This window comes from Noviherbaspirillum sp. UKPF54 (genome assembly GCF_007874125.1).
GTDB lineage: Bacteria > Pseudomonadota > Gammaproteobacteria > Burkholderiales > Burkholderiaceae_D > Noviherbaspirillum.
In genome coordinates this window covers 1,193,687-1,207,253 of record NZ_CP040128.1, presented here as the reverse complement: position 1 = coordinate 1,207,253, position 13,567 = coordinate 1,193,687, and the positions used below count along the sequence as shown (strand labels likewise).

General features: G+C 59.0%; 15 protein-coding genes. 9 read left to right on the top strand and 6 right to left on the bottom strand.

The window, feature by feature from the left end; genetic code table 11:
* The first annotated feature begins 8 nt into the window (after positions 1-8).
* From FAY22_RS05675 to FAY22_RS05650, 6 genes are all read left to right on the top strand, one after another.
* The gene (locus FAY22_RS05675; RefSeq protein ID WP_146329312.1) at positions 9-1,454 is read left to right on the top strand and encodes an O-antigen ligase; all 1,446 of its coding nucleotides are present in this window, start codon (positions 9-11) and stop codon (positions 1,452-1,454) included.
* A 130-nt stretch (positions 1,455-1,584) separates the two neighbouring features.
* Positions 1,585-2,343, top strand: a complete 759-nt coding sequence (locus FAY22_RS05670) for a glycosyltransferase family 2 protein (RefSeq protein WP_146329311.1) — start codon at positions 1,585-1,587, stop codon at positions 2,341-2,343.
* The gene (locus tag FAY22_RS05665) at positions 2,340-3,197 is read left to right on the top strand and encodes a glycosyltransferase family 2 protein (protein ID WP_146329310.1); all 858 of its coding nucleotides are present in this window, start codon (positions 2,340-2,342) and stop codon (positions 3,195-3,197) included. The genes FAY22_RS05670 and FAY22_RS05665 overlap by 4 nt, the downstream gene beginning before the upstream one ends.
* A gap of 26 nt (positions 3,198-3,223) precedes the next feature.
* On the top strand, positions 3,224-4,450 hold the full coding sequence (locus tag FAY22_RS05660; protein WP_246860671.1) for a glycosyltransferase family 4 protein: 1,227 nt from the start codon (positions 3,224-3,226) through the stop codon (positions 4,448-4,450).
* Positions 4,451-4,500: 50 nt separating this feature from the next.
* Entirely contained in the window at positions 4,501-5,670 is a 1,170-nt protein-coding gene (locus FAY22_RS05655; protein ID WP_146329309.1) for a glycosyltransferase, read from the top strand.
* Complete coding sequence (locus FAY22_RS05650; RefSeq protein WP_168204778.1) at positions 5,660-6,433, top strand: WecB/TagA/CpsF family glycosyltransferase; 774 nt, start codon at positions 5,660-5,662, stop codon at positions 6,431-6,433. The genes FAY22_RS05655 and FAY22_RS05650 overlap by 11 nt, the downstream gene beginning before the upstream one ends.
* Positions 6,434-6,530: 97 nt before the next feature.
* Here FAY22_RS05650 and FAY22_RS05645 read toward each other — a convergent pair whose 3' ends face one another.
* The 4 genes from FAY22_RS05645 to FAY22_RS05630 form a co-directional block, all read right to left on the bottom strand.
* Positions 6,531-7,241: a polysaccharide deacetylase family protein gene (locus FAY22_RS05645; RefSeq protein WP_246860670.1), complete on the bottom strand. Its 711-nt coding sequence runs from the start codon at positions 7,239-7,241 to the stop codon at positions 6,531-6,533.
* A gap of 226 nt (positions 7,242-7,467) precedes the next feature.
* Entirely contained in the window at positions 7,468-8,589 is a 1,122-nt protein-coding gene (locus FAY22_RS05640) for a glycosyltransferase (RefSeq protein ID WP_246860669.1), read from the bottom strand.
* A 317-nt stretch (positions 8,590-8,906) separates the two neighbouring features.
* The gene (locus FAY22_RS05635; protein WP_246860668.1) at positions 8,907-9,689 is read right to left on the bottom strand and encodes a family 16 glycosylhydrolase; all 783 of its coding nucleotides are present in this window, start codon (positions 9,687-9,689) and stop codon (positions 8,907-8,909) included.
* A 342-nt stretch (positions 9,690-10,031) separates the two neighbouring features.
* Positions 10,032-10,769, bottom strand: a complete 738-nt coding sequence (locus FAY22_RS05630) for a family 16 glycosylhydrolase (RefSeq protein WP_246860667.1) — start codon at positions 10,767-10,769, stop codon at positions 10,032-10,034.
* 1 nt (position 10,770) lies between these two features.
* Between FAY22_RS05630 and FAY22_RS22295 the strand changes: the two genes are divergently transcribed.
* Complete coding sequence (locus FAY22_RS22295; protein WP_246860666.1) at positions 10,771-10,983, top strand: hypothetical protein; 213 nt, start codon at positions 10,771-10,773, stop codon at positions 10,981-10,983.
* Between the two features lie 50 nt (positions 10,984-11,033).
* Positions 11,034-11,225, top strand: a complete 192-nt coding sequence (locus FAY22_RS05625) for a hypothetical protein (protein WP_146329305.1) — start codon at positions 11,034-11,036, stop codon at positions 11,223-11,225.
* Positions 11,226-11,251: 26 nt separating this feature from the next.
* On the opposite strand, the gene FAY22_RS05620 is transcribed toward FAY22_RS05625, so the two are convergent.
* Entirely contained in the window at positions 11,252-12,007 is a 756-nt protein-coding gene (locus FAY22_RS05620) for a methyltransferase domain-containing protein (RefSeq protein ID WP_146329304.1), read from the bottom strand.
* A gap of 324 nt (positions 12,008-12,331) precedes the next feature.
* Positions 12,332-13,003 (bottom strand): family 16 glycosylhydrolase, encoded by a 672-nt coding sequence (locus tag FAY22_RS05615; protein WP_146333265.1) that lies wholly within the window; start codon positions 13,001-13,003, stop codon positions 12,332-12,334.
* 41 nt (positions 13,004-13,044) lie between these two features.
* Between FAY22_RS05615 and FAY22_RS21950 the strand changes: the two genes are divergently transcribed.
* Complete coding sequence (locus FAY22_RS21950) at positions 13,045-13,482, top strand: hypothetical protein (protein WP_168204715.1); 438 nt, start codon at positions 13,045-13,047, stop codon at positions 13,480-13,482.
* The last annotated feature ends 85 nt before the right edge of the window (positions 13,483-13,567 follow it).

The following is a 13,567-nucleotide window of genomic DNA, read 5'->3' as shown; positions in this document are numbered from 1 at the left end:
TCGAGAACATGGTTGACAATCAACTTTCCACGGTCCTGCTCTACTTTGTCGGCGCGCTCGCGCTATGCGGAATCGGGTTGCTGGCAGTAGGCTTCTTTGTCGACATCAATCGACATTTCAACAAGTGGCTGTTGCCGGTAATCAGCCCCATGGTTCTTGCGGCGACCGCCGCCAGCAGCGTTCTGTCAGAGCGCAACATCACGAATGCGGAGTTCGAAATCGGTACTGCATCGGGCGAGGAATCTGCGGTCCTGGTCTGGTTATTGCGGCTGGTCACCGCGCTGGTGCTGGGAATTTGCATCGCGCGGCTGATTTCGGTTTCACAGATGCACAAGGGCCGGTCGCGGCAAGGCGGTGCCCTGTTTGCCGCCTTCCTATTCTTTTTCATTACCAATGCCGTTCTCAACAACATTTTCGGCATCAAACCTGTTTTCGATCAGCGCCTGATCTACCCGGCGCTCGTCTTTCTCGCAGTGTATCTGAGCCGCGGCCATGGCTTCACGCCCATGATCGATGCCACCAAGTGGGGCCTGCTGCTGTTCTGCGTTGCGAGCATGGCCGCCATCGCGCTCTTTCCGCAGGCGGCGGTGCAGCAAAATTACGCCGGCGTTCTGCCGTCGATCCATATCCGCCTGTGGGGGCTGGGCTCGAATCCGAACAGCATCGGCCCGCTTGCGCTGACGCTGCTCCTGCTGCAGATATACCGCCCGTTCGGCGGCCGGCTGCTGCAGCTGGCCGGATATGCGGCCGGATTGTTCGTGCTGGTCCTGTCGCAGTCCAAGACCGCATGGATCGCTGCCCTCATCGCCATTCCGACGCTATGGTGGGGGCATCTGCTGTACGCGGCGCAGACACGCGCCCGTACGCGCCATTCGGCATATTCGCTACGCAGCTTTTCGCGCCCCATCCTGCTGTGCCTGCTCGGGCTTGTCGCGGTCTCGGCGCTGGCCTACGTTCTAATCCAGGACCCGTTCGCCAAACTGGCGCATGACGAGCAGGTGACGTCGCTCACCGGCCGCACCGACATCTGGGCGCTGGCCATCGACACCTGGAAGCAGAACCCGCTGTTTGGCTATGGGACGTCGATGTGGGACGTGGAATTCCGCCGCCTGAGCGGAATGAATTTTGCCTACCATGCGCACAACCAGTTTCTGCAATCGCTGTCGGTGGCCGGCCTGCTCGGCCTGCTCGGGCTTCTGGTCTACACGTTCGTTCTGTTCCGACAGGCATTTGCATCGAATACGGCGACGCGCGGATTTTCACTCGCCCTGTTCTGGGTCATTTTCATCCGCTACTTCACCGAAGCACCGCTCAACATGAGCAGCATCTTCAGCGGCGAATTCGTCACCCACCTGCTGCTGTTCTCGCTGGTGCTGACCAAGGGGCGGGAGCCCGCGTCCGTGTCGCAGGCCAGCCGCGATTACGAGCCGTTACAGAATTTACAGTGGCGATGATGTTCATGTAGGTCGGGCTTGTGGGAAATCATACCGCCGCTCACGACATCGATGCATTCTTTACAGGAACGTTTCGACAAGCAGGATACCGGCCTTCCTTCAACCCAACCTCGCTTCATTCGATTCCTTCATGCGACAACCTACGTTTTCCATCATCACCTGCACCTGGAACAGCGAGCCTTACCTGGCGCAATCGATCGAGTCCGTGCTGGCGCAGGACTATCCGCATGTCGAATATATCTTTGTCGACGGCGGATCGACCGACGGCACGCTGGAGCGGATAGCGTCGCTGCGGCGCCCCTATCGGCTGCTGAAGAATGTAGGCGGAGGGATCAGCCGTGCGATGAATGAAGGCGTGCGTGTCGCAACCGGAGACATCGTCGCGCATCTGCATTCCGACGACTACTATATTGGGTCCAACGTGCTGTCTACGGTCGTGCGGCACCTGGAGTCGAGCCGGCGCAACTGGCTGTTCGGGCGCATCCTGCGGGATGTCGACGGCAAGCTGGAGCCGGAAAAATACATCTCGCCGCGCTACAGCTATTCGCGCCTGCTGCGCACCAACTTCATCCCGCATCCGGCCACCTTCGTGCGGCGCGAGTTCATCCAGCGCGCCGGAGGCTTCGACACCACGCTCAAGTACGCGATGGACTACGACTTGTGGCTCAAGCTGGGCGAACTGGGCGAACCGGTGCAGCTCGACGAGCCGCTGGCGGCATTCCGCGAGCATCAGGGAAGCCTGTCCACACGCGAGCGCCTGCCGGCCCTGGACGAGGACTTCCGGGTGCGGCTGTCGCATGCCGGCGCCAACCCGTTTGCGCGCGCGCTTCACTATGCGCGCTACCTGGTGCGCCGCAAGCGCATCCTCCAGGCAGGAGCGCATGCATGACGACGCCAGCCGTTTCCCTGATCCTCGCTACCCTCGGCCGCACCGACGAACTCGATCGCATGCTCGACTCCCTGGCGAAGCAAACCTTCGATGACTTCGAAGTGATCGTGGTCGACCAGAACCAGGACGAGCGCCTGCGGCCGCATCTGGAGCGTGCCCGGACCCGCGGTCTCGCCATTCGTCACCTGAAGCAGCAGCAGCCCAACCTTGCCGCGGCCCGCAACGCTGGCATCGCCGCCGCCAGCGGAAAATGGGTGGGTTTTCCCGATGACGACTGCTGGTATGCACCGGATCTGCTGCAGCGAGTCGTGGGCAGGTTCCTGCGACAGGACGAGCCTTCAGGGGTGGTGGTGCGCTGGGTCGAACAAGACGAACAGCCCATGGCGGCCGGCAATCTGTCATGGGAACGGTCGAGCGCGTTTCGTGACATCCCGGTGAGCTCCATCACCCTGTTTTGCAGCCGCACGCTCTGTCTCAAGATCGACGGCTTCGACAGTCGGCTGGGCGTCGGGCAATGGTTCGGCGCCGGAGAGGAGACCGATTTCGTGTTGCGCGCGCTGCGTAGCGGAGCGCTGTTCACTTACGACCCCGCAGCCGAGGTGCATCATGCCGTTTCCTCTGCAGCGACGGAAGCGACACCGCAGGCACGCCAAGCCGTGCGCTGTCGCGCGCGCGGCACCGGGGCGTTGTATGCGAAACATCATCTACCGTTCTGGGTGATCGCACGCGGCCTGATCGCGCCGGTACTGCGGCCCCTGCTGAAGGGATCGTTCGGCGCCGACCTGGCGCTTGGCTGCGCCGTCATGCTGGGACGCCTGGACGGACTGCTCGGCTGGCGCCGCCGCCAGTCATGAGATAACGGAGAATTCCTCTCAAGGACATGTACAAACCATACGACAACACCAATCGGCTGGTCAGCACGGAGGGCTCTTCATGCGAGTCCGAAAGCCCGCGCGGCATGCCCGTGCGGCGGCTGGCGATCATCACCAACCATCCGCCGCCGTTCCGAATCCCGGTCTATGAAATCATCGGGACCATGCCCGGCGTCGAACTGCTGGTCATCTTTTGCAGCCGGCGCGAACCGAATCGGCAATGGCAGGTGCCGCCGCTGCGCTTCAACCACGTGTTCTTGCGCGAACGATTCGTCACGCGGGGCGACAACTTCATTCACAACAATCTGGATGTGGTTTCCGCCCTGCACCGCTTTGGTCCCGATGCGATCGTGACGACCGGCTTCAATCCAACCTACCTCTATGCGTTCGGCTATGCGCTGATGAAGGGCATCGCCCATGTTCCGATGACGGACGGTACCGACGCATCGGAGCAGGCGCTCAGTGCCTGGCACAAGCGGATACGCCGCTTCGTGTATCGCCGCTCGCAGGCATTCATCGCCGCCAGCGCCGGCGGGCAACGCCTGTATGAAAGCTACGGCATCGCGCCGCACCGCTGCTTCCGCTCCTGCCTGTGCATCGACAACGGAGAATACCTGCGCGAAGCGCCGCAAGAGGAAAAGAAGTACGACTTCATTTTCTGCGGCCGCATCGTCGAGGGAAAAAATCCGCTGTTCGCGCTTCACGTTGCACGCGACGCCGCCCGGAGCATGGGGCGAAAAGTCAGCATCCTGTTCGTCGGATCGGGCAGCCAGGAAGAGCGGGTACGGAAGGAGGCCGGATTGCTGGCCGACATGGTTCAGGCGGAATTCTACGGATTTGCCGGGCAAGACGAACTGCCGGCCCTGTACCGGTCGGCGCGCATTTTCCTGTTCCCTACCCTGGCCGACGTCTGGGGCGTGGTGGCCAACGAAGCGGCGGCAGCCAGCTTGCCCATCATTGTGTCGCCGCACGCCGGCGTCGCGGGAGAACTGGTGCAGCACGGCGATAACGGCTTCGTATGCGAACTGGACGCAGCCCAGTGGAGCAGGCATGCGGCCCTGTTGCTGACCCAGCCCGCTGTCTACCAGCGCTTTGCGGCGCGCAGCCGTGCCCTGGCAAGCCAGTACACCTTCGAGCAGGCGGCAGCCGGCCTGGTATCCGCGTGCCGCGCTGCACTGGATATCGACAGGACGGAGGAATACCTGAAGCCCGCCAACTCGGTGAAAGGCGGCTGATGCCTCATCGTTCCTGCGCGCGTGGCATTCTTGAATGAGCGGGACCGCCCATGAAAATTCTGATTGCACATAACGCATACCAGCAGCGCGGCGGCGAAGACATGGTGGTGGAAGCCGAAATCGAGCTTTTGCGCAAACACGGCAATCGGGTCGGAATGTACACGCAGCACAATGATGCGCTCGACAACATGTCCCGCGCAGCTGCGGCGATGAGCGCCATCTGGTCGCGCCGTTCCGCCGGCGAGGTCGAACGGCTTTGCGATGATTTTCAACCGGATGTCATTCATGTTCACAATACCTTTCCTCTCATCTCGCCGTCGCTGTACTGGACTGCATCGAGAAAAGGGATACCGGTAGTGCAGACCTTGCATAATTTCCGACTGCTCTGCCCGCAAGCCATCTTCCTGCGGGATGGAAAAATCTGCGAAGACTGCATCGGCAAGGTGCCGTGGCGCTCCGTCGCGCGCAAGTGCTATCGCGAATCCGCGGCGCAGTCGGCGGTCGTATCCGGAATGCTGGTCACGCACCGGCTCATCGGCACCTATCGCGAGCGCGTGACGCGCTACATCGCCCTCAATGACTTTGCACGCGATAAATATGTGGAAGGCGGACTGCCGCGCGCACGCTTTCGCATCAAGCCCAACTTTGTTGCGTCCTCCGCCGCGCCGCAGTGGGATGCGCGCCATGGAGGATTGTATGTCGGCCGCCTTTCCACCGAAAAGGGAATCGAGGTCCTGGCGCAGGCGATGCGCGGGCTGGACGAGATGCCGCTGCAGGTCATCGGCGGCGGACCGCTGGAAGGCATGGCACGGGATGCCTTCGGCACGCGCTTCCTCGGGTTCGAGCCGCTTGCCCGCATCCTGGAGCGCATGCAGACGGCCCGCTACCTGGTGGTGCCCAGCATTTGTTACGAAAACTCCCCGCGTACCATCGTGGAGGCGTTTTCCTGCGGCGTGCCGGTCATAGCAAGCCGGCTCGGCGCATTGGCCGGAATGGTGCGTGAAGGCGTGACCGGCCTGCTGTTTGCGCCCGGCGATGCCGGCGACCTGCGCGCTAGGATCGCGTGGGCCGAGGCGCATCCAGGGGAAATGGCCCGCATGGGGCGGGCAGCGCGCGCCGAATACGAGTCGAGATACACCCCGGAACAAAACTATGCAACTCTGATGGATATCTATAACGATGCAATTGCTGCGAAACGAAGAGAGCCACATGCCGCGTAAAGGCCATGCCATACTTGAAGCCTTCATCGATGCACTGACATGGGACGAGGCGATTGGGCGAATCACGCAATGGGGCGCGGGGCACGAGTCGCGCTACGTCTGCATCTGCAACGTCCACTCGGTGGTCACCACCACACAGGATGTCGAATTCAAGGTCGCGGTCAACAATGCCGACATGTCCACTGCGGATGGCGCGCCAATCGCATGGACGCTGCGCCGTCTCGGCTACCCGTCGCAGGAACGCATCAACGGCCCCGACCTGATGCTGAAGTACCTTGAGCAAGCCGAGCGGCTGGGACAGATCGTGTTTTTCTACGGCAGCACCGAGACCACGCTTGCGCTATTGCGTTCGGCGCTGGCGGCACGTTTCCCGCGCCTGCGCATCGGCGGCACCTACTCCCCTCCTTTTCGCCCGCTGACGATGGGGGAAGACAATGAAGTCGTGGAAATGATCAACGCATCTGGCGCCAATGTGGTTTTTGTCGGCCTCGGCTGCCCCAAGCAGGAAATCTGGATGGCCGAGCACCGGGGCAGGATCAACGCAGTCATGGTCGGCGTCGGCGCCGCCTTCGACTATCACTCCGGCGTATTGAAGCGCGCGCCGCTGTGGTGGCAACAGCACGGGCTGGAGTGGCTGTACCGTCTCGCATCGGAGCCGCGCCGGCTGTTCAAGCGCTATCTGATCACCAATACCCTGTTCGTTGTCGGCTTGCTGCGGCAATTCGCCACGGGGAAAATCACCTATAGCGATGCGGCGCCCTGACCCCGGGCGTTTGACAGCGTAGGCGAGGAAGACGGCGGGTACGGCTCCGACACGGCGGAGCCGAGCATCATTGGTTGCAGGACATGCGCAGTAGCGATCAGGCTCGGCAATCCATCAGCATTGCGGGGCCAAAGGCCCGCTGCGCGAGCTGGCTGTTGGTCAGGCGTTCTGGTAAAGCAACTTTTCCGGACACATAAGAAAAGAATGCGTCAAGTTCCTGCCAGGCTTGCAGCTCGTCGATCTGCTTGGAATGCCCCCACAAGTGAAACGCCGAGCCATGTTCGCATGCGTAATCGAACAGGCCATACAGTCGCTCGATCCAGTTTTCCGATTGCATTACATAGAACAAGGGCCCGCAGCGCCGCAACCAGTGGCCCGATTTGACAAAGTTACGTACGTACACGCTACGCTCGTGCGGATAGAACTGGACGGTGGTGGGCATTTCGAAAGGTTGTTTCCCGGGATCGAGGCATAGGTTGACCGTGGTGCGCGCGTACCGGAAGCCGCAAGCCCTGACGAGGTCGACATCCTTGTGACGATACTTTCCCCCGGGGTAGCAGAATCCCGTCACTTCCGCGCCGAGCATATCCTCCAGCTGCTTTTTCCCCTCCGCGATCTGGTAGTACGTGCGCCGCACATCCAGGTTCTTCAGATAGTAGTGGTCATGGGTATGCGATCCGATTTCGAAACGGCGTGCCAGTGTGAGCAGGCTCTGGCGAGACATGACGTTGGACCCTTCCCGATTCTTGATCGGCACGAAGAAGGTTCCTTGCAAGCCATGCTTATCCAGCAGTTCCGCCGTTTTCATGTCCAACGGGTGGCCGTCGTCGATTGAACACGTAAATACAAGTCCCATCATGGCCCCGGTCTGTCGTTCTTGTCATGCGTCGGAGTTACAGTGCCGGCGTGACGCCGTTCATGTCTTCCGCTGCGATTATTCAATTCATGGAAAGCGCGAGCTCGCCCTTCGGGAGCAGGCCGCGCGCCGGCTGCGACGCATGCGTCGCATTGACAGTCACCAGCAGCACGCCACATCACACCGGCATCTTGACTTTGACCGGTTCTCCTACGGAGAGGGAGAATCGGCAAGCCTGGGCAATGCCGTCGGCGGCGTGGTCGTAGGTATATTCACCGACGAGATACAGGCTGCGGCGCGAAAAGTCGTTCCAGACGTCCTGGCGCGACAGCAGCAGCGCGGCCTTTTCCGCCCATGCATTCACGTCCAATTCGCAAATGAAACCGTTTTCTCCGTTGCGCACCAGCTCACCGCACACGCCGGCGGCGGGCGATACCAGTACCGGCAACCCGGCCGCGCAAGCTTCGTTGGCGACCACGCCCCATGGGTCCCACAAGGTCGGGAACAGGAAAAGCCGGGCCGAACGATACAGTCCAGGCAACTCACGCTGCGCGGCAAAGCCGTGGAAGGTCGCTTCCAGCAGGTCTTTGTCAGCGCTCACGGCGGCGCGCACGCTTTCCTGCAGGCTGCCGGAGCCGACGAACAGGATGCTGACCTTCCGTCCCAGCCGCTTGGCGGCTTCTGCCGCCACCCGCACGGCGAACAAGGGATTCTTGACCTCCTCGATGCGGCCGGAAAAGAGGAAGTCGAAGCGCTTTTGCTGGTCCGGCTCCGGCATGAAGGCCTTGTTGTCGATGCACAGGCAGGACGTAAAACAGCGCTCTGCGGGAATGCCGTAACTCTCGTAATGCCGCTGACCGCCGACGCTGGCCGGCATGAACGCGCTGGAGCGGGCATAAACGAAGCGGCGCACGGCTTTGTGCAGCCGGCTCAAGCTTTGCTCGGAAATATCCGTGCCGTCAGTCATCGCGAGGTGCGGCAGCCCTTTTACCCAGGCATAAGCAAAGGCGTACAAGTGCGTGGGATTGAAGCCGTCGGTAATGACGACATCGGGCGCAAAGCGCTGTAGCGCTGAAATCACGTCCGGATTATTGTGGATGTAGCGCCCGCTGACAGTGACGAAGCGTTCGCGCAGAAAGACATGATCGAAATCGAGCGGCGGCAAGTCCCACTGGCGGTTCGGTTCGCGCCGCGAGCAGAAAATTGCTTGAAAGGCGATATCGGGCATGTTCCCGAGCCGGCGAAAAACAGGAACACGGTAAGGCGGCGGCGTATTGGTGACAAGGGCAATTCTCAGCATCGATAGGTCTCGCTTGATAGTGACTGACTGGACTATGCATGTCGGAAACGAACCGGAACGGCAAAGGAATGGGCGTTATCGCCGGCACGCATCATTCCAGGAAGCCGGCAACGAGGAAAGTCGAGATATCCGCAAGCCATTGGCGACCGCCGCCGTTTTTGCGTGCAGCATCAGTTACTCCTGTGAGGATGAGCGTCGTTCACCAAGCAGTGTAGGAGAGGATATCCAGACTACAGATGACGCATGTCATAGGTGGAACTGGATTTATGCCGGCAGTTGCGCCGGCTCATGCGCGCTGCACACCTTCCCGCAGCAGCTTACTTGAACTTCCATGCCCGCACATAGTTGACTTCGAAGGCGTTGTCTTTCCCCTGCGGCGTAGTGTCATCCGGAAGACCGGAGGCGCCGCCGAACCAGAGGTCGAGGATGATGTACATCGGATCGGCCATGCTGATATGCACTGTCATGGTCGGCTTGCCGTCGAAATAAAACGTTTGCCTGTGCGGCTCCCATTTCACCGCGTACTTGTGAAAGCCGGCCGAGAGATCCGTGTGGGTTTCATACATCACGAAGCCGGCCGCCTTGCCTTCGGCGTTCGACCTGCCATCGCCGGGCCAGACCGTGGCGGCATACACGTTGGGCCGGTACATGCCGCTGCGGTCCATGAAACCCCAGCCCTCTCCAGCCGGATAGGCTTCCATGATGTCGATTTCGGGACGGCGCTCGCCGGGATGGGCAAACAGCCAGAAGGCAGGCCACACGCCGCGTCCGCGCGGCAGCTTCGCTTCCATCTCGAAGTAGCCATAAGTCTGCTGATACTTGCCATCAGTATCCAGGGTCCGGTTGAAAAACTGCCCGGCCGCATCTCGCTGCGGCCAGATCTTCAATACCCCGTTTTCAACGGCATAGTTTTTGGTCGGATTGGAACGCTCATACCAGATATGGTCATTCCACCGGCGGCTGTTGAAATGGTCGAACTCTTCCGCAAATGTCAGTATGTAGCCATCCGGGTTCTGGCCGTAGGGCGCGAGCGATTTCGACGCACCTTTGCCTTCAGCCTGCGAGCCCGGCTCTCTTTTTTTCCTGGAGGAGACTGGCATGAGATCTGCCCCGGCCATCTGCGACAGCATGGCAAAGGGTGCGCCATGCGCTAGGGAAGGCAAGTGCCAGCGACTGTCGACGCCGGCGAAAGGTCCGCAAGTTCCGAGAACGATGGCGAGGCATGCGCAGCACGGTACGGGCATGAGGGAAAGTAAAAGTGGGCAATATGCACGATCATTTCCGGTTTCACATTAGCCGTGATTGATTATGCTCAATTGCAATGAAATGTGCCCCTGCCCGGCCGTACGAGTTTCTTGCCCATAAAAAAAGGCCAGCATTGCTGGCCTTCGAAGAACTTTATTCGAACCGACGCTGATGCCCTTTCGGTTCGGTACATGAGCTTACTTGAATTTCCAGGCGCGGACGTAATTCACTTCGTACGAATTGTCCTTGCCCTGCGGCGTCGAATTGTCCGGCGTACCGCTGGCGCTGCCAAACCACAGGTCCAGCATGATGTACATCGGATCAGTCATGCTCACGTTGACCGTCGTGACGACCTTGCCATCGAAGTAGTACGTCTGCTTGCCCGGTTCCCACTTCACTGCATATTTATGGAAGTCGGCCGACAGGTCCGTGCCCTCGGTGTACATCTTGAAGCCGGCCTGGTGGCCATCATAGTCGCCGACCCATACGGTAGCGGCATAGGTGTTCGGATGAGCAATGCCGGAGGCATCGGTATAGCCCCAGCCATTGCCGCCGGCATACGCTTCCATGATGTCCATTTCCGGACGGCGTTCGTTGATGTGGTTGAACAGCCAGAATGCCGGCCAGGTGCCTTTGCCCTTTGGCAGCTTGGCTTCCATTTCGAAGTAGCCGTATTGCTGGTAATACTTGCCATCGGTGTCGATGGTGCGATCGAAGAAGTTGCCCGATGCATCACGCTGCGGCCAGATCTTCAGCTTGCCGTCTTCCACCGTGAAATTCTTGGTGGCGTTCGAACCGGCGTACCAGATATGGTCGTTCCACAGGTTGCCGTTGAAGCCATCGTTGAATTCTTCGTCAAAGCTCAGCGTGTACTGGCTCGCATCCTGGCCAAACGGTCCGGCAGGTGTGGTTTGCGCGGGAGCCTGCGTTGTCACCGTGCTCGGTGCCGGCGAGGCGGTTGCGGTGCCGGAAGAGCTGGAGGAAGTATTGCTCGAATTCGTATCGGATGCCGCTGCTTGCGCCACAACCGGAGAGGCCGTGGCAGAAGCTGCCGTGCTGGCAACGTCGCTGGCGCCGGAGCCCCCGCCGCAAGCCGTGATCAGTACAGCCGCGCAGGCACAGGTCAGAGTGGTAATCGAAAAACGGTGAATAGATGCTCGTGACAAAACAGTCCCCTTTCTAAGCGATTGGCTCTCGAAATGCTCAAGAGCAAGAGTTTCGTCAGAGCATTGCTGCGTAGAAATGGTTCCTGGAAATATTTAAATTCGTCGCAAATATTTCGTGGCGTCAATAAAAATAATGGCGAGGTTGCAAACAAACGACATGCAAAAAAAGAAAAGGCCGGCATCTCTGCCGGCCTTTTCTTTGCCTTAATAGAACTATTCGAATGATCAGAGCGAGAACATTGGCACGAACCTTATTGAATAAGCACGATGAATGATTTTGTCATGCCAAGAAATTTCTCTTCTTTAATTTGCGCGGTTGGAAAGATTTGTTTCAGCTCCGACCTGCTGAGCAGGCGTGTCGTGCGCAAAAATTCGTCGATCTGCTTTTGGGAAGGTTTGGCGACCAACCCCCACAAGGAGAAATATCGGAGCAAGCGCCGCGACATCTTGAAAGGCAGCCATTGAATGAACGCGGTCATCAGGTGAGGTTCGACCGGAAACCATTTGTTCGGTGTTTGCAGATAGAGCTTGCGGCCGCATCGCATGGCTTCATGCGCGAATCGCTTTTGGTCCCCTAGATCACCCACATGCTCAATCACGGAATTTGAAAAGGCAAGGTGGAACTCCTTGTCGGCAAACGGCAGGCTCCTGCCATCCGTCCTGAAAAATTTGAAGCCGCTTTGGGTTACTTCCTCGCGGTGGTCATCGTCGATATTGACGATCGATATGTCTACGCTCTCTGGAAAGTCCTCCTTCCACCAGCCCGCGGTCCCTCCCAGGTCCACGACAGGCGCGCCTGATGCGACCTCCGGGAAAAGCTTCATGAATGCTCTTTTGCGCCTCGGCCGAAAATAGTCTTGAAAAATCTTGTAGACCTTATGGATGGGAAAATTCTGCGATTTCGGTGCTTCATAAACAACCTTCAACGTAGGTTGATGCACTGCTGGTTCTGTTTCTTCCTGCGTTGCCTCTTGCTCAGCTAATGATTGCGATTGATTTATCTTCATCTCCGGCTCTTTCTTCGCAGTAAATAAGAAGTCACTAGCAATAAATGCCAGCGAAAAACGTTACAGCGTAGGGATTTTTCTGAAGATGCAGCGACTTGTAATTCTTGGTTACTGATTTTTTATTGCAACCAAAAATAGCAGAGAAAAGCTCTCGAAAAATTTGAACTCATCAGGTATTTGAGAGACAGCAAAATCTGCAGCACCGAAAGATAGATCGGCGCAAACGGTTTTTTTATGAGGCAAGAAAAAAGGCCAGCAATACATGCTGGCCTTTGCGCAAGCACCTAAGAAGGCAGGTGCCGCGATACATCGATGTGGATGAGCTTACTTGAATTTCCAGGCGCGGACGTAATTCACTTCGTACGAATTGTCCTTGCCCTGCGGCGTCGAATTGTCCGGCGTGCCGCTGGCGCTGCCAAACCACAGGTCCAGCATGATGTACATCGGATCAGTCATGCTCACGTTGACCGTCGTGACGACCTTGCCATCGAAATAGTACGTCTGCTTGCCCGGTTCCCACTTCACTGCATATTTATGGAAGTCGGCCGACAGGTCCGTGCCCTCGGTGTACATCTTGAAGCCGGCCTGGTGGCCATCATAGTCGCCGACCCATACGGTAGCGGCATAGGTGTTCGGATGAGCAATGCCGGAGGCATCGGTATAGCCCCAGCCATTGCCGCCGGCATACGCTTCCATGATGTCCATTTCCGGACGGCGTTCGTTGATGTGGTTGAACAGCCAGAATGCCGGCCAGGTGCCTTTGCCCTTTGGCAGCTTGGCTTCCATTTCGAAGTAGCCGTATTGCTGGTAATACTTGCCATCGGTGTCGATGGTGCGATCGAAGAAGTTGCCCGATGCATCACGCTGCGGCCAGATCTTCAGCTTGCCGTCTTCCACCGTGAAATTCTTGGTGGCGTTCGAACCGGCGTACCAGATATGGTCGTTCCACAGGTTGCCGTTGAAGCCATCGTTGAATTCTTCGTCAAAGCTCAGCATGTACTGGCTCGCATCCTGACCAAACGGAGCGACTGCTGCCGGTGCCGGTGCCGGTGCCGGTGCGGGAGCCGGTGCCGGAGCCGGAGCCGGTGCAGGTGCAGGTGCAGGTGCAGGTGCAGGTGCAGGTGCAGGTGCAGGTGCTGGTGCTGGTGCTGGTGCTGGTGCTGGTGCTGGTGCTGGTGCTGGTGCTGGTGCTGGTGCCGGAACAGCAGCCACGGTCGGTTGCGCAGTGGTTACCGAGGTGCTGCTTCCCGAATCAGGGGCACTTGCGGTATTGGACGCCGAGGCTTGCTCCGAAGAGGATGCCTTTGCCTGAGCCGAAGCGGACGTGTCACTGCCAGCGGCCATGCCACTATCGCCGGAACCTCCGCAGGCAGCCAGTAATACGGTTGCGCACGCACAGGTCAGTGCGGCAATCGAGAATCGATGAAACGATGGTTTGGACAAGATACTTTCCCTTTCACATGAACCAGGCTTGAGCATTCTCAAGCGTGAGCGTTTCCTCTGAGCATTGCAGCTCGGAAATAGTTCCGTGGGGAATGTAGATGAGTGGAAATTTTCTTG

Bases quoted from the DNA above. Each gene is read 5' to 3' on its own strand.
- FAY22_RS05675 (WP_146329312.1), top strand. From the start codon at position 9: ATGGTTGACAATCAACTTTCCACGGTCCTGCTCTACTTTGTCGGCGCG.
- FAY22_RS05670 (WP_146329311.1), top strand. From the start codon at position 1,585: ATGCGACAACCTACGTTTTCCATCATCACCTGCACCTGGAACAGCGAG.
- FAY22_RS05665 (WP_146329310.1), top strand. From the start codon at position 2,340: ATGACGACGCCAGCCGTTTCCCTGATCCTCGCTACCCTCGGCCGCACC.
- FAY22_RS05660 (WP_246860671.1), top strand. From the start codon at position 3,224: ATGTACAAACCATACGACAACACCAATCGGCTGGTCAGCACGGAGGGC.
- FAY22_RS05655 (WP_146329309.1), top strand. From the start codon at position 4,501: ATGAAAATTCTGATTGCACATAACGCATACCAGCAGCGCGGCGGCGAA.
- FAY22_RS05650 (WP_168204778.1), top strand. From the start codon at position 5,660: ATGCCGCGTAAAGGCCATGCCATACTTGAAGCCTTCATCGATGCACTG.
- FAY22_RS05645 (WP_246860670.1), bottom strand. From the start codon at position 7,241: ATGAAAACGGCGGAACTGCTGGATAAGCATGGCTTGCAAGGAACCTTC.
- FAY22_RS05640 (WP_246860669.1), bottom strand. From the start codon at position 8,589: ATGCTGAGAATTGCCCTTGTCACCAATACGCCGCCGCCTTACCGTGTT.
- FAY22_RS05635 (WP_246860668.1), bottom strand. From the start codon at position 9,689: ATGCCAGTCTCCTCCAGGAAAAAAAGAGAGCCGGGCTCGCAGGCTGAA.
- FAY22_RS05625 (WP_146329305.1), top strand. From the start codon at position 11,034: ATGCTCAAGAGCAAGAGTTTCGTCAGAGCATTGCTGCGTAGAAATGGT.
- FAY22_RS05620 (WP_146329304.1), bottom strand. From the start codon at position 12,007: ATGAAGATAAATCAATCGCAATCATTAGCTGAGCAAGAGGCAACGCAG.
- FAY22_RS05615 (WP_146333265.1), bottom strand. From the start codon at position 13,003: ATGCTGAGCTTTGACGAAGAATTCAACGATGGCTTCAACGGCAACCTG.